Consider the following 17,088-nt stretch of genomic DNA (forward strand, 5'->3'; position numbering starts at 1 on the left):
TGCTTTACGGATCATTGAAAAGTATGCATGTTTTCCTGATCACGGGACTCTTTTGGGTATATCCCTCGATAGCAAACTCATGAACGCGAGGATTAGTGAAATCAAGGAATATCCCAGGGTTAATACCACCGCATCTATCCCCGTTCCAGGTATCGCAGGGAAAATTTCAAGTGCTTGAACTATAAGTGAGGCGTTAGGAATGGTACCAGCGTAAAGGAAAGGTAACTCCGTGGCTCCCCACGAGGGAAGAGCTATGGCTATGGAGTTGAACACTGGATCATTGGTGAGCCGTGCCACGAAAACTAGGACTGCCCCAATGAGGATGGAACCTATTAGCACGGAACTGGAGACTAAGAACGCTAGGCTACTCCTTCTTAGAAGTTCTCCTGACATGAAGGCGACACTGAAGAAGGTCAATGAGGAGAATATGACTGAGCCAACTAAGCCGGGGAGATACTCAAGGTCGGTCTGCGCCCCAAATAATAAATTCGAAAGTGATACCGCAAGTAGAACCATCAGGAGATATATTCCTGCAACTAGAATGTAACCTCCCACTAACTTACTCAACCCAAACTTTAACCTAGTTATAGACTTCGTAAGAAAGAAGTCCACAGTTCCTTGTTCGTACTCCTCCGAGAGAGATCCCGAGGCAATAGAGATGGCAATGAAGTGTAATAGCAAACTTTGAGGTAGGAGAACTCCGGCCAACCAAAGTATGGGCGATATGGGAGCAATTAGCTCCTCTATCCTTGGACTTCGGATCTGTGATAGAGCCACATAAACCCCTACCTCAAAGAGAACCGTTATCGTGATTAGGGAGATCACCTTCTTCCTTGCCACTGACCTCCTAAGTTCATAGGAGATTAGATCCCACATCACCTTGCCTCAGCCTCCTTAATTGCCCTCTCATAAGCTTGTTCCAAGTCCTGATCCAGGTAAAATGATTTCACCCTGACTCCGCCAAGCACTAACTCCCTCAGTAGCTCCTCCCTTGCGTCCCTCGTGAGTTCCACCACGTACTTATCCCTTCTCTCCTCCACGGACTTTACGTAGTCCAATCCTTTCACCAGTGACATGAACTGTTCCCTATCCTGGGTCTCAAGTATTACCCTAACTCCTAGGAAGCGTAGAACCAACTCCTCCGTGGTCCCAGAGAAAAACACCTTCCCGCGGTAAATGAAAATAACCCTGTGGGCCAGCTTCCTTACCTCCTCGAGTTCATGGGAAGTCATCACAACAGTGGTACCAGATTTGATAAGCTCGTTGAGAACATCCCTCATCTTGAGATTAAGGATGGGATCTGTCCCGACATTGGGTTCGTCCATTACGAGCAACTCCGGATTGCCCAGGAGGGCTTCAGCTAAGGCAATCCTTTGAACCATGCCCTTGCTGTACTTGGCTATCTTCCTGTCGGCGTTCTCTGTCATACCTACCAGTTCTAGAACTCTCTTGACGTCCCCTCTTTCCACTCCCTTTAGTCTAGCTGAGAGTTCCAGGAGCTCCCTTCCTGACAGGAAAGGCGGTAAATTCGGCAATTCCTGCACATATCCTACCCTCTTAAATACATCCTTCTCCATAAAGGGGTCCTTTCCGAGTATGGAGATCTTTCCCCTGTCAGGATGGATTAGGGTCATAGTAATCCTTATGAGGGTAGTCTTTCCTGCACCATTAGGGCCCAGGATGGCTGTTATGAGTCCGCTCTCAGCTGAGATTGTGACCCCATCCAAGGCCTGTTTGTTCCCGTAACGCTTGGCTACGTTCTCTGCCCTTAAGGTCTCCATTGATCGGGATTCCAACCTCAGAGTATTAAGAATATGCCAAAGAGATTACATGGTTTAGGAAAAACCCGCTAGATGTGCCAATAGTCCCAGAACGTGAGTCACTAGTGCTGCTCCCAGCGCCAACCCAGTCATTACCGCCCCCTTTCTCCAGGGGCTCACATCGCTGAGTACACCTATGAGCGCACCCACTATGAAAGTGGCGACACCAGTCACGGCATATGAGGTAACCAAGCCAACTAGACCGCCTAAACCCAGGAGAAAGGGTAGGATTGGAATTATCGCTCCCATGATATAGGAGATCGCAGTGGTTCTCACACTCTCCCCTGTTCTGGACACCTCCTGGTCCTCCTCATGTTTCTCCCCTTCTAGAAGACTCCTCAGCCTAGCCTTCCTGAGGGCATTGTTCCTTATGTCCTCCTCAGATTTCGCCGAAAGATAAGCCCCAATGCTCATGGATATCATTCCCGATACTCCTACGATGAGTCCTCCCAGTGCTACATAAAGGGGAACCGAGAATATACCTGCAAGTCCTGACACCGAAGCTAGTACCTCGATTAGGCCATCGCTAATAGCGTAGATGGTATCCCTAACAGTATCCACGTTCACCTGCGTCTGTATGAGCATATCTTCGTGGACCATTTCCTGCATCATAATGTCCCTGAAGCCCTGTCTCTCCGTGTCCGTAAACTCTTGCGAGGTGGAGAAGCGGTAATATTTCTCAGCATCGTTCTCCTCGCCCGCCTCAACCATCTTTAGGACTAGGGCTAGACCCAGAACTTTCCTGAGTCTTCGCAAGATCCAGAGCTTCAATTTGTCCAGAAATCCCAATCCCCTCAGCTTAATCCCTCTGCTTCTGGCTATACTCTCCCAGAACTTAGCATGTCTTCCCTCTCCCTCAGAGAGTTCCTGTAGTACCTCCCTGACCTTCTCGGACTTTTCGTCCCTGGCAAGAGCAGAGTAAAGTTCCTCACCGAACAGCTCTGCCCTATAATTCCTGTTAACTAACTCTTCCATACACTATATCTAGAGTAACTTGTATTTAAGAATTATTCTTAACTAGTTCTCGCATGTAAACCTTCTTAAAGGTCGAGGGAACGTCCATGTCGCGGGTCGAGGCAATAAGGACGCAACACCAGTCCCTGTACTCGTGGGGATTAGCGTCCTTTAGTACGAAGTATTTGAGGCGATCTGGAGAGGCAGTGTTTTCTATCTTCCTATAGTCCGATTCTGACGACATTACAAGATAGACGTTATCTGCCTCGATTTGTTGATCAAGAATGTACCACGTAACCTTCCTGGACTTGATTTGTTCCCAGCTTTCCTTGGGGGGAGATAACTTGAAGCCAGCTGGCGCCCTTCCTATTACCTCTTCTATTTCCATGAGTTCCACCTTATCCCTCCCAATCACGAAGAGGGCATCCCCCTTTGGGTAGTATAGGTATGTCTTCTCCGCAGAACTACCCAGAAGGATAACGAAGACCTTGTCGTTCATGTAATCTATGAAATATTCCTCTGACATTGTGAGGAGGAAGAACAGGAAAATAAAAGGCTGTCTAATTTGACTAATCTCCTCCTGAGGCCCTTAGCGGGGATCTGAATAACTGGAGTGACGTCAGCTTCACTCCTATTGCATGGGCCCAATCATGAAGAATTCTACGGGAATCTGATGGGATAAAAATTGATTATATCATAAAAATTTTATAAATAGCTTAAGGAATACCTTTGGCGAGTTGCGTATCATTCTCCTGATGATCTATTGGAAGGGATGAGTGCTAGTGATACCTAGATTTCCTTCTCCTTCAGGATGTCATCTATGATTGTGGTGTACTTCCCCCCATCCTCTATCCTGATCTTAGAAGGGTTCCTGTCCTTGTAAGATGGAGCATTACCAGCTATTCTCTCCTCGTATGATGGCACTAACTCGTTCTGGTAGAACAGACCGATGGGTATTCTTTCTCCCCACTCGAGGGACTTGAGCATGGCCTTAGCCATCTTCTCGCCCTCCTCCTCAGGTTTCCTAACGATGGGATCCCATCCAGGTTCAGTATCCAGCTTGTACACCCTCTTGTCGTAATACTCCTTAGTATGGATATCGTTATAGGTTGGGCAAGGTTGAAGGACGTCAATCAGAGCAAGTCCCTTATGTTTAATGCCGGCCTTGATCATTTCCTTTAGGTGCTTGACGTCGTAGGCATAAGATCTGGCCACGAAGGTGTAGCCTGAGGATATGGCAAGAGCTATGGGATTGACGTTATCGTTGATGTTGGGTCTTGGAAGTGATTTAGTCTTTTCTCCCCTTCTAAGAGTAGGCGCGGCCTGCCCCTTAGTTAATCCATAGACTCCATTATCGTGAAGTATTACTAACATGTCCACATTTCTTCTTCCAGCATTTACGAAATGACCTGCCCCGATACCTAACTGATCACCGTCACCACCATTCACAATCACGGTGAGCTCAGGATTAGAGAGCTTTATTCCGATGGCGAAGGTTAAGGCTCTACCGTGGAGTGTGTGAACGCCCGAGATCGGTAGCCTGAAGAAGTGGGGAGTCTTTCCCGAGCATCCTATCCCAGAGACGACCACAACATCCTCAGGTGTCAGGCCTAGTTCTGACAGCGCTTGTTGCTCAGCGTTTATGATGCCGAAGTTCCCACATCCGGGGCACCAATCGTTCCACTCAGGAGTCCAGACCTTAGGCACCGCCATGTAACACCACCCTCTTCTCTCCCTTTAAGGCTAACTTGATTCCGTCATAAATCTCATCCCATGTCATGGGCCTCCCGTTCCATTTCAGGATGTAGTTTGTGGGCTCAATACCAGTGGCAAGCTTCGTGATAATCCCGGTCTGACCTTCGTAATTGCCCTCGACGTCGATTATCACCTCCTTATTGGAAAGGAGCTTTTTCACGAGATTCTTGGGGAATGGATTGAACATCCTTATCTGTATGACCTGAGCCTTAATTCCCTCACTGGACAGTTGATCCACAGCGTCCAGTACTGCTCCCTTGGGTGAACCCCAAGTCATGATCGCGATCTTGGAGTCGGAATCACCGTAAACCTTTACCCTTTCCTCCTCTGGTATCTCCCTGTCGGCTGTCCTCAACTTAATGAGTCTCTTCTCGTACATCTTTATCCTGTTTTCCGAGTCCTCTGAGATATGCCCGAGCTCGTTATGTTCATCACCGGTGTAGAACATGTAAGCCTTACCTAGCACGGTCCTAGGAGATATTCCATCCTCAGTGAACTTGAACCTCTGAAACTCCCCGTCTGGTACCTCAACCAGCTTACCCCTTTCTGCACGCAGTTTGTCAAGTTCCAGTTCGCTAACATCGAAGATAGAGTAGGCGTTTGCAATGGCCTTCTCCACCAGGTGGATTACAGGGGTCTGATACTTCTCTGCAAGGTTGAAGGCCCACACAGCGTCCTGGAACGCTTCCACGTGATCGCTTGAGGCTATAACTATCCTGGGGAATTCACCATGTCCCACATGCATGGCAAAGAGCAGATCTGCCTGAGAGGTCCTTGTGGGTTGACCTGTTGAGGGTCCTCCCCTTATATAATAAGTAACGACTACCGGAACTTCGTTCATACCAGCCCATCCAATTCCCTCGGCCATGAGCGAGAAACCGGGACCTGAGGTAGCAGTGGCTGCCCTCACTCCCGTAAGGGCTGCACCTGAGGCCATGTTAATTGCAGCCAGCTCATCCTCTGACTGAACTACAACTATGGGTCTCTTCCTCTTGTCTCCAGTCTCTGGGTCTATGGACATAACCTCTTGGTGAGCCTCTATGTAGACGCTCTCGTCAGACGCTGGGGTAATGGGGTAATAACTCTGGAAACTGAGCCCAGCAAATATCTTCCCCATGGCGACTGCGGTATTTCCATCAACCTGAATTCTTCTGCCCTGCCTAGGAAGTTCCTTCAACTGGAACATTGGCTTAATTCCAGACATCACCATTTCCGCCGCTATTGTGTTGATCTTGACGAAAGTCTCCTGCTTGAAGGTCTTCTTCAGCACATCCAGAAGGTAATCCTTCTTCAGTCCAGTAAGGGCATAGGAGGCAGCAATGGCTGCAGTGTTCTTCGCCCTCTCAGCAACAGACATCGGAACTCCCACTGACTCGGCAGTCTTCTTAACTATCTCGTCGTAGTCAAGTTCAATTAACTTGACTCCCTTACTCTCTGCATACTTGAGTGCGTCTCCCACCGTGGTTCCAAGTCCCTTCGATTCCAGGAACTCCTTAACCCTCTCCTGTATCTCAGGTTCCATGCTCTGAACCCTGTCTAGCTTGGTGTCCTTAACTCCCTTGTTATATATGATGACACCCTTCACCTCTGTGAAATGCTGGAAAACGGTCTCAGCGTCAAAGGTGGCCAATATGTCCACTACACTCGAAATACTCCTGGCCCTCTTGTCGCTAATCGTCAAGTTAAAGTAACTATGCCTCCCCTTAATGTTGGAGTAATACTCCCTGTTCCCGTAAATGAAGTAACCAGCACTTGCCACGGCAGCCCCAAATATGTTCGCAGAAGTATCAACACCTGCACCTTGGGCTCCTCCAATTTCCCAACTTATCTTCATTATTCTCTCATGATAATATGCTTCAGAAGGTATTAAAGTGAATCTCCTGATGATTATAAACAGGTTCGATATGGTTTAAACTTCTGAAACCAGATAATGTATAATTCGTTCCATTTGTATCAGTTTATAGTCTAGGGTTGAAAACTCATGACACGCATTAACTAGTTTGTAGCTAGATGGTAAAAAGGGATAATTACCCTCATGCGGTGTTTAGACCCATGAAAACGTTAGAAGTACCTGAGACCTTGGCTACCAAACTATTTGAAATCAGCGAGAGGAGCAGAAAAAGACCCTATGATGTGATAGCGGAACTGCTGTTGGATAGGATGGAGGAGGCCGAGAGATTGAGCACGTTGTTGGATCTCAGTGTAGAGTTTGAGAAATTGGGCGATGAGCTACATTCCAAGGGAGATGCGGTCGAGGCCGGAGAGGCCTACTGGAGGGCTCTTTCCTACGCTATGAGAGCTGTAGCCATGAAAATAGGGTTTGACGTCACAACATATCAGGATCACTTCTCCCTCGTGGAATACCTTTCTTACAAACTGAACAATGGATCACTTGTCGTGAGCTTCCTAAACGCCGAAAGGCTTCACGGAGAGTTTCACCCCAGACCCCAGAACCCAGAGGAGTTTGAGTTTAGGAAGAAGCATGCGAAACTCCTTCTTACTGAGCTAAGACATTTAATTAACGAAATGCAAAAGTAGATATGCGAAGACTGGACGTAATAGATCTTATTCAAGGGAAGGGGACCTATGTAGATGATTTTCACTTCAGGGGATATTACGGAGTCCTGGTCAGGAGCCCCTATCCCCACGCAATAATCAAGTCAATGGACATCTCCGATGCGACCAAGAAAGGAGCTAAGGTCCTGACAGGCAGGGACATGACTGTGGGAGACACTGAGGGAGAGGAAAGGGAAGGCTCTTCCCTGGGACAATCTCCGCTTGCCACCAGAAAAGTAAGGTATATGGGAGAGCCTGTGGCCCTAGTACTCGCAGAAAATCCGTATAAGGCGCAAGACCTCGCTGAGACGGTACAGGTTGATTACGAGGAACTTCAGCCCGTGAACGATATAGATCAGGCACTGGAAGGGGAGAGCCTCGTTTTCGAGGAACTTGGTTCCAACGTTGTGGGAAATAAGGTCTTCGAGTACGGGAGTATTCCCACGGGCGGAAAGGAGGTTACACTGGATCTATACTGGTCCAGATCCTCTGGTAATCCGATTGAACCATTTGGGGTAGTAGCTATTCCAGAGTCTTGGGGAATTAGAATACTTGCTAACATGCAGGCTCCAAACTATCTGGCAGGCGAGATCTCAAGAGCCCTCAACTTGAAGGTCGTAGCAGAACCCCTACGCCAGGGAGGTAGTTTTGGGGCTAAGTTTTCGGTACTTAACTATGCTGTGATCATTGCCTACGCTGCCTGGAAGTTCAAGACCCCTGTTAAGTGGATCGAGACTAGGACGGAACACCTCATGGCATCAAACAGCTCCGGACCTGAGAGAAAGTTTAAGGCTAGAGCCACATTCCTCCCCGACGGGACAGTTACCGGACTTGATATCAAGATATGGGAGGACGTGGGCGCGGCGACCTCCGGTGGACAAGCCTTCAAACCCACAGGAATTCTAGCAGGTCCCTATGCGGTTAGGAACATTAGATATGAGGTTAACTTAGTTGCGACTAACAAGAATCCTCCAGGTGCCTTTAGGGGGGCTGGAACACCTCCGCACACCTGGGCCCTCGAAAGGTTGATGGACGCGGTAGCAGATGAGCTTGGACTTGGGAGAGAAGAGGTAAGGAAAAGGAATTTCATAAAGACATTTCCGTATGAGGCCCCTTACGCCTTCTACGACTCAGGCAACCCATCTCAGCTTTTGGAGTTAGCCCTATCCAGAAACGATATCTTCTCATTGAGGGAAAAAGGATACGGCGTTGGTCTGGCCTGCTCCACTGACCCGAGCACCCCCTCAGGACAAGAGGAAGTACATCTCTACGTAAGGAATGGAAAAGTAGTGGTAGGTATTGGTTATGGCCCTGAGGGACAGGGGAATGAACATACGGCCATGAGACTAACCTCTGAGCTCTTGGGAATCCCCCTCAACTCGGTTACAGTCGAGACCCTAGACTCGTCGAGGATAGGATCTAGCTTCGGACCTGGAGGTAGCAGGATGGCTGTGTTCATGGCTGGGGCAATCAAGGGGGCCACGGAGGAACTAGTTAGGAAAATAAGGACTAGACTTGAGAGGGAACTAGGAAAAGAAGTCACATATCACAGTGGGGTTTTCAAGGTAAAGGGAGATGGAACTGAGATACCCATAACACAGGTGGAGGAAGAAGCCAAATACACCTTCACGTTACAGGGTAAAACTAGGTTTAACGCCTACCCCTTCGCATGTGATCTAGCAGTGGTTAAGGTGGATCGCGATACTGGAGTAATTAAGCCCGTAAAACATGTGGTATACATAGATCCAGGTACACCCTTAGACGAGGATTTAGTAAAGGAGCAGGTTATAGGAGGTACATACATCGGAATATCGCTTGCCCTCTACGAGAGTTACGTCTACGATGAGGGTAAACTTCTCACAACCAGCCTTTCAGATTACAACATGCCAACTGCGGTGGAGATTCCTGACATAGAGATTAACATTGTTCCCACACCTTCGCCCTACACACCCATAGGCGCCAAGGGGATAGGGGAGATTCCGGTGGGAGTCGCGGCAGCAGCTGTAACTTCGGCCGTGGAGAACGCCCTACACAAGAGAGTAACTAGGGTTCCAGTGAGGCCAGAGGACATTCTAGATTAACTTGCTGGCCAGGGCCTCCACAATCTCGTTCCTGAAGATTGTCTTTTTCTTGTAATCGTAATAGAGAGATGCCTTAGATCTAGGACTTAGTGTATCTCCAGCTAGAACTTCGTCAGGACTTGCCTTACCCTCTAGAATCTCCACTCTTAGCTCTTCGCCGTTCCTTGTTACCTTGACCCTGTTCTCCGAAAGCTTTAGGTTCATGGCTAAGACTGAGGAGAAGAGGGTTAACCCCATGGGATAGAAGTTAAGCGCAACTGGACCCTGCATTAACGCATCCACCGATTTATTCTCAATGAAGATATTCCTCTTCTTCTCCAGGTTAACGACCTTTCCATCTCGGAACGTGGCCACTATATCATCTTCCCCTTGCCTAGCTATGGCCCCCTCTAGGCTCGCATAAGACTCGTAGGGAACGAAGGTAAGCCTCATTTTCCCCTCCTTTACCATAACCTTTGCAGGTACGGAGTTGTTCTCCACAAAGGTTACCACAACATCAGTCTCGGGGGTTGCGTAATATGGGAACTGAACTCCTTCCCCAGTTTTTCCGCCCAGTCTATTAATTGCATTCTGGATAAACTTATCCCTATCGTTACTAAATGATTTATATAAATCCTCCAATCTTGAATCTAATCTTTTTATGAGAGATTTAAGAAGATCGTCCTCTAAATAAAAAGAGACTAGCTCAACTAAACCCAATTCCTTTGATAGTTTGGATGCTATCTCAGCCATGGATTTTGTTGAAGGATTCTGCAGAAACGCCTTTAGCGAGATGGGTTCCATTGTGCCCTATAACACTGTGGTAATAAATATTTGAAGGTTTGATCCCGATTACGTAATACTTTCTGTATTTTCATTAGCTGGAACGAGATATTTGGATGTTCACCAATGCGTTCACTGATGTGAACACGGAGATTTCGCTGATTTATCTTTTATAGAGGAACATCGTACTTGTACTTAATGAAGCCACTATACATAGGTCTAATAGCTCTAGCCTTACTGGGTTCTGGAGTTGCAGCCTCATCGGTCGCAGGATTTGGACCAATTGCCTACATAACGTATCATATAATATCAAATCAAGGAAATGAAAATATCACCATATTACCTGCAAATATAGATCTAGGGAATTTAACACCGGGCATGAAAGGAAATGTAACAGCTAATGCCACAATAACTTTGAGCAAGGCAGATAATTATACTATCATGTTATTACATGTAGAGAAGTTAAAGAAGGACTTTTCAAGTTTCGTTGTGGAAATCACCATAGACAACCAAACCTTCAATGTGAGCGAGGATAATCCATATCACGTAATACAGCTCCAGAATGGAACCTATCAGGTCATCATAAAAATATTCTACACGGTGTCCATGAACCCCAAGGGAGATCTCAACGTTAGTAATGAACCACTATTGATCATACACCCTGGAATCGTGAAGGATAACGGAGACCATGGCCATGGAAATCATGACCATGGGGACCACGGTAATGGAAATCAGAATTCACAGGGTAGAAATGATAATCAAGATGACGACCAAAACGATAGCTAAGACAAATAATTTTTCTTGGTAACTAATTTTTCTTCTTATCTACGTCTTGAGAATTATTGGGAACCGAACATAGGTTGTCCACGTCTGGAAAACTTTAATATATTTACTGGTAAAAATACTATAAGGGACTGTCCGGGGATACGGACAGGATCATACAATTAAATCATGTTTATCTTCACTCTCTAGATGATTGCCTCTATCGACGAATCTGGGAATCCTTCCGTTAACGATCCATTGCCCTTTGTGCTGAGCATTGCTTTGATTCAGGACGAGGAGGGATACAAGGAGGGATACGAGAATATCTCACTAAAGCTGTTTAATAAAATGAGGATCTTCAAGTATTCAGCCGATAAACCTAAGAAGGACGACCCAAAGGGGGTTAACGTAAAGGGTTTGTTCATAGAGTCAATCTCGCCCTACGTCTCCCCAATCTCGATCGTGATAGAGAAGCACGAGGACATAAAGAACCTAGTGATAGAGACTTATGGCAAGTTAATTGCAAATCACTTAAGCGAATTAATTGTGAACAATCCAGGCTCGTCGAAGATGAAAGTAGTGTATGATAAGGTCCCCCTATTTACGTCCAGTGACAAGCAATTCATCACTACAAATTTTTACAGATGGATGAAGGTCGCGAAATCTTTAAGGCCACACGTAGTTGTGGACCTATCATGGAAGGACAGGGATATATGGATCTCGGCCGCGGATTACGTGACAGGCATTACAAGGGATAGTGTGCTATGCGGAAAAGGACTGGTTATTCGAGAGTACTGCGATATAGTGGAGGATTGGATAGGCTTACTAAAGCCCAAGATAAGGTCTTACACAACTGAGGAAGTGAAGGTTCTTAGGTAGTGAAGGTAAAGTTACTGTGCCAGACTAGGTAAGTCCCATTGAGCACATGGACTTAACTTGAGGATGAAGATTGTCCTGATGTCAAAAGCGCTACGAGACCAAGTGTTCCGCTATATCAAAGAGCCCACTTAAGTTCACTGGTGCGTCGAGAAATTTCCCTTAGGATCCATAATAACCCCACAAGATTTACATGAAAGACAGGATAACTAGATCCCAAGGACCACCATCTAGCCAGTGCTTAGCTCCTCCACCGAGAACTGTACTAATTCCTTCAATCTATCTAACCTAAGATGAAAATAACTCATCGGGTCAATGTCCACAGTGACGAAACCGTCCTCTTCTCCCATCTCCGCCACAGCCTTCACGTCCACTATTTCTCCCCTCCTGTAGGGAACCACTGCAACACTTCCTCCCACGAAATTTGGAAGCTCGACTGCATTTGCGTTAACTACTGCTATCCTGTTCTCCAACGCACGCATTCTCACATATTCCCTCCACTTATCCATTCCCTCCCTGCGAATCTTGGATGGGACCAAAAGAACTTCAACTCCCTTAGAGAACAGGGCCCTGGGAACCTCTGGGAAGTCCAGATCGTAACATATGACTATCCCTATCCTGACCCCATTCACGGTGAAGTAATATAGCGTGGTTCCGGGTAGGAGCTTCCCCTTCTCATTCCCAAAAAGATGGATTTTCTTTGCTATGCCTGCAATCTGCCCTCTGGGCGTTATTATGGGAGAAATGACTGAAACCTCGTCCTCCACTGCACCGGGAATAATGAAGGCGGTGTACTTTACAGCTAATCGCTGAAACTCGGCTAGGGGAAGATCATCTAGAGTCTTCACCCACTTCTCAGGTAAAAGGACTACCTGCGATCCGCTCTCCAGTGCCTTCTCTGTATTACGAAGCGCTGACTCAACTGTGGTAGGCTGCACTATGGCTATTTTCAAATTACCTCTTCCTTGTCACCCTTTTTCTCCTGGATTCTCTTTAATCTTTTTATTAGCCTTTGCTCCAACGTGTCCACGGCCCTCTTTACTGCAGCCACTGGATCCCTGTCGCTGTCGTTTGCCACGAAATTACCTATCTTCGTGGAGATATTTACCGAGACCTTGTAGAGAGGCCTGCCCTGACTGGAGGCCTCCTCCTTGAAGGAAACCCTGAAGTTGTTTATATCCACGAACTTCTCAAGCTTCGATAGGTACCTCTCTAGAACGCCGTCCAACTGTGCCTTTAGCTCCTTGTTCCTGAGGCCTGAGGTGAGCTTCGCCTCTATGGGCATTGAGAGCTGGAACTTGGACTCGAGAGACTTTATGATGTCTATTCCGCTTATGATCCCTGAGAGAAAGTCACCCTCCATGACCGGAGCTCCCGAGATCTTGTTCTTCAACAATTTTTGAGCAACCTCCTTGAGCGGATCAACTCCAGACACCGTGATCACAGGGGAAACCATTATTTCCTTCAGGGGGCTAGCCATAACCCTCTCCTCTTCGCTTAGGATTGAGGCTCTCTTCCTTTCGCTAAGTGGAGTGTAGAGGGCGTTAACTATGTCCCTTGTGGTAACTATTCCCACGAGCTTCTTGTCCTGGACAATTGGAATCCTTGAGATGTTGTCTCTAACCATAATCCATCTAGCCTTGGCAACTGAGTCCTCTGGGGAAAGGGTAACAGGCGGGGAACTCATGAACTCCCTTGCCCTCCCAGTCTCCAATTGACCTGAGTTTAGAAGGTAGGAAAGAACCTGTTCCCTTGTGATAATCCCCAGAAGGTTTCTGGAGTCATCGGTGACGGGGATGGCCCTGGCCTTGGTCGTGTAAAACTTGACTATCACCTTGTTGAAGTCGTCATTCTTAGACAGGGAGATAACGGGGGAAGACACATTTATGATCCTTGTCTCCAGGTTCACCCTTCTCCTGATGAGTTCCTTGAAGGAGAGAATACCCACAAGCTTCTTGTTGTTAACAACTGGAACAACCCACTGGTTAGCTTCCTTCATTTTGTTGAGCACATCCCTAAGTTTATCATTGGAATTAGCAACTAGGGATGGGCTCACCATGAGCTCTGAGGCACTCATAATGTCACGTGTAATCTTTTATTGATCTGATTATAAAAGCTACTTAGGATGCACAGAACTGTTTTCGTGTGGGATGATGCTTACCTGGATTACTCCTTTCCAGGGGATCATCCCTTTAAGTCGTTTAGGGAGAGCAGAGCTAAGAAGTACATGGAGGAGAGGGGGTTCTTTCATCACATGGAAATGAGGAGGCCGGATCCAGACGATGAGAGTATTCTCTTGAATGTTCACTCTCGGGATTACGTGGACTTCGTGAAGATGAAGAGTCAGGAGGGGGAGGGATTACTGGATTATGGGGATACTCCAGCCTTCAAAGGCGTCTTCGAGAGCGCACTGAGAAGGGTAATGGGTAGCGTTACGGGGATTAGGTTGCTGGCACAGGGCTACGACCACGCAGTGAACTTGGGAGGGGGTTTACATCACGCGCAATGGGGATCAGCATCTGGGTTCTGCGTCTTCAATGACGTTGCCATTGCGGCAAAGGAGGGAGAGAAGTTCTTCAGAAGGATCGCAATTGTTGATGTGGACGGACATCACGGCGACGGAACCCAAGCGTTACTTTACGATGACCCCAATGTTCTGAAGATATCCCTGCATATGTATCATAGGGGGTTTTTCCCCGGTACGGGAGAGATAAACGAAATTGGAACGGGGAAGGGAAAGGGGTATACGGTTAACGTTCCTCTGCCTCCTGGAACCGCAGATGATGCCTATATTTACGCCTTTGATAACGTGGTTATACCCCTTCTGGATAGGTTTCAGCCAGAGGCCATAATCATCCAGGAGGGAGGAGACTCCCATTTCGACGATCCTCTCGTGGAGCTTAAGTTGAGCACCAGGGGTTACCTTGCATTGGTCAAGAGGATCCATGATCTAGCCCACAGGGGCACTGGAAAGATCCTGTTACTAGGGGGAGGAGGTTATAACTACGATGCGACTGCGAGAGTGTGGACAGTTTCCGTAGCTGAGTTACTCGGACTTGATGATCAGGAGGTTGAGTCTCTGCACGACTGCTGTCTTACCTCATCAAGTGCCTACATAATGGAGAGAGTTAAGCAGGTTGTAGAAGAAGTGAAAAAAGTTCACGGAATCTAGTTACTTAACAAGGATGAGGGAGGAAGCCTTTCTCGCCTTGTCCCTTGCCTCATTCACATCATTTCCGTTTGCTAGTACCACTCCCATTCTCCTCTTGTCATAGGTTGAAGGTTTGCCGAAGAATCTAACCTGAACACCTGGAATAGAGAGGGCCTTCTCCACGTTCAGGTAGGATGGAGCCCAAGTCTCATATTGGGCGAGGATCACATGGGAGGCTGCTGGCGTTAATACCCTCACCTGAGGTATAGGTAAACCCAATGCTGCCCTAACATGAATCTGAAACTCACTGATGTCTTGACTGGCCAGGGTGACGAGGCCTGTATCATGTGGCCTCGGCGATACTTCACTGAAAAGTACCCTGTTCCCTGAGACAATTATCTCCACCCCAAATATCCCGAGACCACCCAACTCGTTCACCACCCTAGTGGCGTATTCCCTTGACCTTGCAATAACCTCCTGGCTCACCGTGGATGGTTGCCATGACTCGACGTAATAGTAGCTGGGCCTTTGATGCTCTATGGGTTCAATGGTTCTGGTCTCTATGGATCCGTTATTCATGTGACGATAGGTGAGAACGGTGAGCTCGGTGTCCACCTTGACGTACTCTTCAACTATTACAGTTCTGCTCTTACCTCTAGCATGGGATACCGATTCCCTGAAGCCCTTCTCCACCTCATCCTCTGATTTCACCAGAACGTGACCATGACCGCTGGAGCTCATCTCGGGTTTCAGGAGGCACGGAAATCCAACCTCTTTACACGCCCTTCTCGCCTCCTCCTCGTCGCTCGCAAAGGCGTACCTAGTTGTGGGCACGCCTACCTTTTCCGCAGCCAGCTTCCTTAACTGCATCCTGTTCATACATGTCTTCACAGCGTTTGCGTTGGGTATCACCCTGACTCCCTGATCCTCAAGGTCAAGCAATGCGTCAGTGTCAATGGCCTCTATCTCCGCTATCACCGCGTCTGGGTTCTCTCTCTTGATTATTGCCCTAATTGCGCTACCATTGAGCATGTCCACAACGTATTTCCTATGTGCAACATGCATGGCTGGTGCCATATCATATCTATCCACAGCTACAGTCTCTATTCCCATCCTCTGTGCCTCTATGACCATCTCCTTACCCAGTTCACCGCTACCAAGAAGGAGAATCTTCTTTCCGTTTCCCACCAATGGGGTTCCAAATTCCATGTGGGCTATTACTTGATCAACATAAAAATGTTTCGGCTTTAACTTCAGGAATTTACTTAATCATGTAAAAGAGAGTGGAGCCATCCCAGGAGGGGCCTTTGATCCATAACAAAATTGGTGAAGTATCTCCATCTCGGCGGTACCTTACAATTGGAGGAAAAGGGAGTTACCAGTGCGCCTAAGGGAAACCTCTTGGAGTACTCGAGGAGTTGTCCATAGTTGTAAAACGATACCTTAGCCTCCACTGGAATCCTGTTTTCCACCAGCAGGTCAGGGGTATTGTGATACCTTTCTCTCGTAAGCTTGAATAGGGACTCAAAGGTCTTTACATGCCTCTCAACCTTGAACTGGGAAGATAATGTTCTATACACAAACTCCTCGAAAACGTAGCCCATTACCCTATTCAGGGATAGAATCCTTGCCTTTCCTGGATAGGCAAGTGCAGGGAGGAGGTTGACCTCTATACCCGTGAACTGTGAGAGTCTTTTAATCTGCTCCACCAGGGAGGCCTCCTCTCTCGATAGGTGAAAGACAGGATTCTCAAGGTTTGTGTTACCGGAGACTACGGAAACTAGGGGGCCCTCAACAAAGACTAGTACCTGACCATTCTCGTCAGGATAGAGTTCCCCCTTAACAAGTGAGTATCTGAAAACATGCACATGATAAATCCTTTCCCCGGTTTAAAGTGTTTCACCTTCTCCCGTTCTGCGGAATTTTCTCCAGATCTCGATCCTCTTTAACGAAGCCTTTGGATCCCTGAGACTAACCCCTAGTTGCTCCCTCTGTTCATCCTCACAACCAACGCAATCATATAGTACCCATCCTCCCTGAAATTCCCACGAATCATAGTACTCTATGGCCCTCCATCCCCTCCTCGTGATCATGGCCCTCAACTCATGTAAGTCCATGACCGGAAAGGCCACATATTCTCTTAGCTTAAGGTAACCGATTCCCATCCTTTCCAGATTCTTTGGATGTATTAGTATGGTGACCTGAGAGTGAATGGGGTCTATGTCGGACATCTTCACAATCTCTACCACATTGTCCTGGGATACGTAAACCGCCACATTCTCGACATCCTGAAATAGGTCCCTCAGGTAATCCCAATCAGGAAGCTTTGACCCTAGGAGCCATGATATCATGAACCGTTTTAACCCTTTTA

17 protein-coding genes are annotated in these 17,088 nt (G+C 47.4%); 5 read left to right on the forward strand and 12 right to left on the reverse strand.

Going from position 1 to position 17,088, the window contains the following annotated elements:
* Positions 1 to 39 precede the first annotated feature (39 nt).
* From MSED_RS02655 to MSED_RS02680, 6 genes are all read right to left on the reverse strand, one after another.
* Positions 40 to 876 (reverse strand): ABC transporter permease, encoded by an 837-nt coding sequence (locus MSED_RS02655; RefSeq protein WP_012020483.1) that lies wholly within the window; start codon positions 874 to 876, stop codon positions 40 to 42.
* A complete protein-coding gene (locus tag MSED_RS02660) occupies positions 876 to 1,781 on the reverse strand; it encodes an ABC transporter ATP-binding protein (RefSeq protein ID WP_012020484.1) in 906 nt (301 codons plus the stop codon). The genes MSED_RS02655 and MSED_RS02660 overlap by 1 nt, the downstream gene beginning before the upstream one ends.
* Positions 1,782 to 1,835: 54 nt before the next feature.
* The gene (locus MSED_RS02665; RefSeq protein WP_012020485.1) at positions 1,836 to 2,795 is read right to left on the reverse strand and encodes a VIT1/CCC1 transporter family protein; all 960 of its coding nucleotides are present in this window, start codon (positions 2,793 to 2,795) and stop codon (positions 1,836 to 1,838) included.
* A 25-nt stretch (positions 2,796 to 2,820) separates the two neighbouring features.
* Positions 2,821 to 3,300, reverse strand: a complete 480-nt coding sequence (locus MSED_RS02670; protein ID WP_012020486.1) for a hypothetical protein — start codon at positions 3,298 to 3,300, stop codon at positions 2,821 to 2,823.
* 263 nt (positions 3,301 to 3,563) lie between these two features.
* Entirely contained in the window at positions 3,564 to 4,487 is a 924-nt protein-coding gene (locus MSED_RS02675; RefSeq protein WP_012020487.1) for a 2-oxoacid:ferredoxin oxidoreductase subunit beta, read from the reverse strand.
* Positions 4,474 to 6,363 (reverse strand): 2-oxoacid:ferredoxin oxidoreductase subunit alpha, encoded by a 1,890-nt coding sequence (locus MSED_RS02680; RefSeq protein WP_012020488.1) that lies wholly within the window; start codon positions 6,361 to 6,363, stop codon positions 4,474 to 4,476. The genes MSED_RS02675 and MSED_RS02680 overlap by 14 nt, the downstream gene beginning before the upstream one ends.
* A 218-nt stretch (positions 6,364 to 6,581) precedes the next feature.
* On the opposite strand from MSED_RS02680, the gene MSED_RS02685 reads away from it, so the two are divergent.
* Both MSED_RS02685 and MSED_RS02690 read left to right on the forward strand, forming a co-directional pair.
* Positions 6,582 to 7,067: a PaREP1 family protein gene (locus MSED_RS02685; RefSeq protein ID WP_012020489.1), complete on the forward strand. Its 486-nt coding sequence runs from the start codon at positions 6,582 to 6,584 to the stop codon at positions 7,065 to 7,067.
* Positions 7,068 to 7,069: 2 nt separating this feature from the next.
* On the forward strand, positions 7,070 to 9,166 hold the full coding sequence (locus MSED_RS02690) for a xanthine dehydrogenase family protein molybdopterin-binding subunit (protein WP_012020490.1): 2,097 nt from the start codon (positions 7,070 to 7,072) through the stop codon (positions 9,164 to 9,166).
* Here the strand turns inward: MSED_RS02690 and MSED_RS02695 are convergent.
* Positions 9,158 to 9,949, reverse strand: a complete 792-nt coding sequence (locus MSED_RS02695; RefSeq protein WP_012020491.1) for a hypothetical protein — start codon at positions 9,947 to 9,949, stop codon at positions 9,158 to 9,160. The genes MSED_RS02690 and MSED_RS02695 overlap by 9 nt on opposite strands.
* 177 nt (positions 9,950 to 10,126) lie before the next feature.
* Between MSED_RS02695 and MSED_RS02700 the strand changes: the two genes are divergently transcribed.
* On the forward strand, positions 10,127 to 10,714 hold the full coding sequence (locus MSED_RS02700; protein ID WP_012020492.1) for a hypothetical protein: 588 nt from the start codon (positions 10,127 to 10,129) through the stop codon (positions 10,712 to 10,714).
* A 186-nt stretch (positions 10,715 to 10,900) separates the two neighbouring features.
* Positions 10,901 to 11,569, forward strand: a complete 669-nt coding sequence (locus tag MSED_RS02705; protein ID WP_012020493.1) for a hypothetical protein — start codon at positions 10,901 to 10,903, stop codon at positions 11,567 to 11,569.
* A gap of 227 nt (positions 11,570 to 11,796) precedes the next feature.
* On the opposite strand, the gene MSED_RS02710 is transcribed toward MSED_RS02705, so the two are convergent.
* Together MSED_RS02710 and MSED_RS02715 are read right to left on the reverse strand one after the other, a co-directional pair.
* Positions 11,797 to 12,519, reverse strand: a complete 723-nt coding sequence (locus tag MSED_RS02710) for a carbon-nitrogen hydrolase family protein (RefSeq protein WP_012020494.1) — start codon at positions 12,517 to 12,519, stop codon at positions 11,797 to 11,799.
* On the reverse strand, positions 12,516 to 13,643 hold the full coding sequence (locus MSED_RS02715; protein WP_012020495.1) for a CBS domain-containing protein: 1,128 nt from the start codon (positions 13,641 to 13,643) through the stop codon (positions 12,516 to 12,518). The genes MSED_RS02710 and MSED_RS02715 overlap by 4 nt, the downstream gene beginning before the upstream one ends.
* Positions 13,644 to 13,691: 48 nt before the next feature.
* Between MSED_RS02715 and MSED_RS02720 the strand changes: the two genes are divergently transcribed.
* Positions 13,692 to 14,738, forward strand: a complete 1,047-nt coding sequence (locus tag MSED_RS02720) for an acetoin utilization protein AcuC (protein WP_012020496.1) — start codon at positions 13,692 to 13,694, stop codon at positions 14,736 to 14,738.
* On the opposite strand, the gene purT is transcribed toward MSED_RS02720, so the two are convergent.
* From purT to MSED_RS02735, 3 genes are read right to left on the reverse strand one after another with little or no spacing between them, the layout of a single operon-like run.
* Positions 14,739 to 15,926, reverse strand: a complete 1,188-nt coding sequence (gene purT, locus MSED_RS02725) for a formate-dependent phosphoribosylglycinamide formyltransferase (protein WP_012020497.1) — start codon at positions 15,924 to 15,926, stop codon at positions 14,739 to 14,741. It abuts the gene before it with no gap.
* A 56-nt stretch (positions 15,927 to 15,982) separates the two neighbouring features.
* On the reverse strand, positions 15,983 to 16,585 hold the full coding sequence (locus tag MSED_RS02730; RefSeq protein ID WP_012020498.1) for a hypothetical protein: 603 nt from the start codon (positions 16,583 to 16,585) through the stop codon (positions 15,983 to 15,985).
* Positions 16,586 to 16,606: 21 nt separating this feature from the next.
* Entirely contained in the window at positions 16,607 to 17,068 is a 462-nt protein-coding gene (locus MSED_RS02735) for a hypothetical protein (protein WP_012020499.1), read from the reverse strand.
* Positions 17,069 to 17,088: the final 20 nt, after the last annotated feature.

Origin of the sequence: Metallosphaera sedula DSM 5348 (assembly GCF_000016605.1) — an archaeon.
Classification (GTDB): Archaea; Thermoproteota; Thermoprotei_A; order Sulfolobales; family Sulfolobaceae; genus Metallosphaera; species Metallosphaera sedula.

Coding starts and splice junctions, on each gene's coding strand:
- MSED_RS02685 (WP_012020489.1), top strand. CDS start 6,582: ATGAAAACGTTAGAAGTACCTGAGACCTTGGCTACCAAACTATTTGAA.
- MSED_RS02670 (WP_012020486.1), bottom strand. CDS start 3,300: ATGTCAGAGGAATATTTCATAGATTACATGAACGACAAGGTCTTCGTT.
- MSED_RS02690 (WP_012020490.1), top strand. CDS start 7,070: ATGCGAAGACTGGACGTAATAGATCTTATTCAAGGGAAGGGGACCTAT.
- MSED_RS02700 (WP_012020492.1), top strand. CDS start 10,127: ATGAAGCCACTATACATAGGTCTAATAGCTCTAGCCTTACTGGGTTCT.
- MSED_RS02735 (WP_012020499.1), bottom strand. CDS start 17,068: ATGATATCATGGCTCCTAGGGTCAAAGCTTCCTGATTGGGATTACCTG.
- MSED_RS02675 (WP_012020487.1), bottom strand. CDS start 4,487: ATGGCGGTGCCTAAGGTCTGGACTCCTGAGTGGAACGATTGGTGCCCC.
- purT (WP_012020497.1), bottom strand. CDS start 15,926: ATGGAATTTGGAACCCCATTGGTGGGAAACGGAAAGAAGATTCTCCTT.
- MSED_RS02695 (WP_012020491.1), bottom strand. CDS start 9,949: ATGGAACCCATCTCGCTAAAGGCGTTTCTGCAGAATCCTTCAACAAAA.
- MSED_RS02660 (WP_012020484.1), bottom strand. CDS start 1,781: ATGGAGACCTTAAGGGCAGAGAACGTAGCCAAGCGTTACGGGAACAAA.
- MSED_RS02665 (WP_012020485.1), bottom strand. CDS start 2,795: ATGGAAGAGTTAGTTAACAGGAATTATAGGGCAGAGCTGTTCGGTGAG.
- MSED_RS02655 (WP_012020483.1), bottom strand. CDS start 876: ATGTGGGATCTAATCTCCTATGAACTTAGGAGGTCAGTGGCAAGGAAG.
- MSED_RS02715 (WP_012020495.1), bottom strand. CDS start 13,643: ATGAGTGCCTCAGAGCTCATGGTGAGCCCATCCCTAGTTGCTAATTCC.
- MSED_RS02705 (WP_012020493.1), top strand. CDS start 10,901: ATGATTGCCTCTATCGACGAATCTGGGAATCCTTCCGTTAACGATCCA.
- MSED_RS02680 (WP_012020488.1), bottom strand. CDS start 6,363: ATGAAGATAAGTTGGGAAATTGGAGGAGCCCAAGGTGCAGGTGTTGAT.
- MSED_RS02720 (WP_012020496.1), top strand. CDS start 13,692: ATGCACAGAACTGTTTTCGTGTGGGATGATGCTTACCTGGATTACTCC.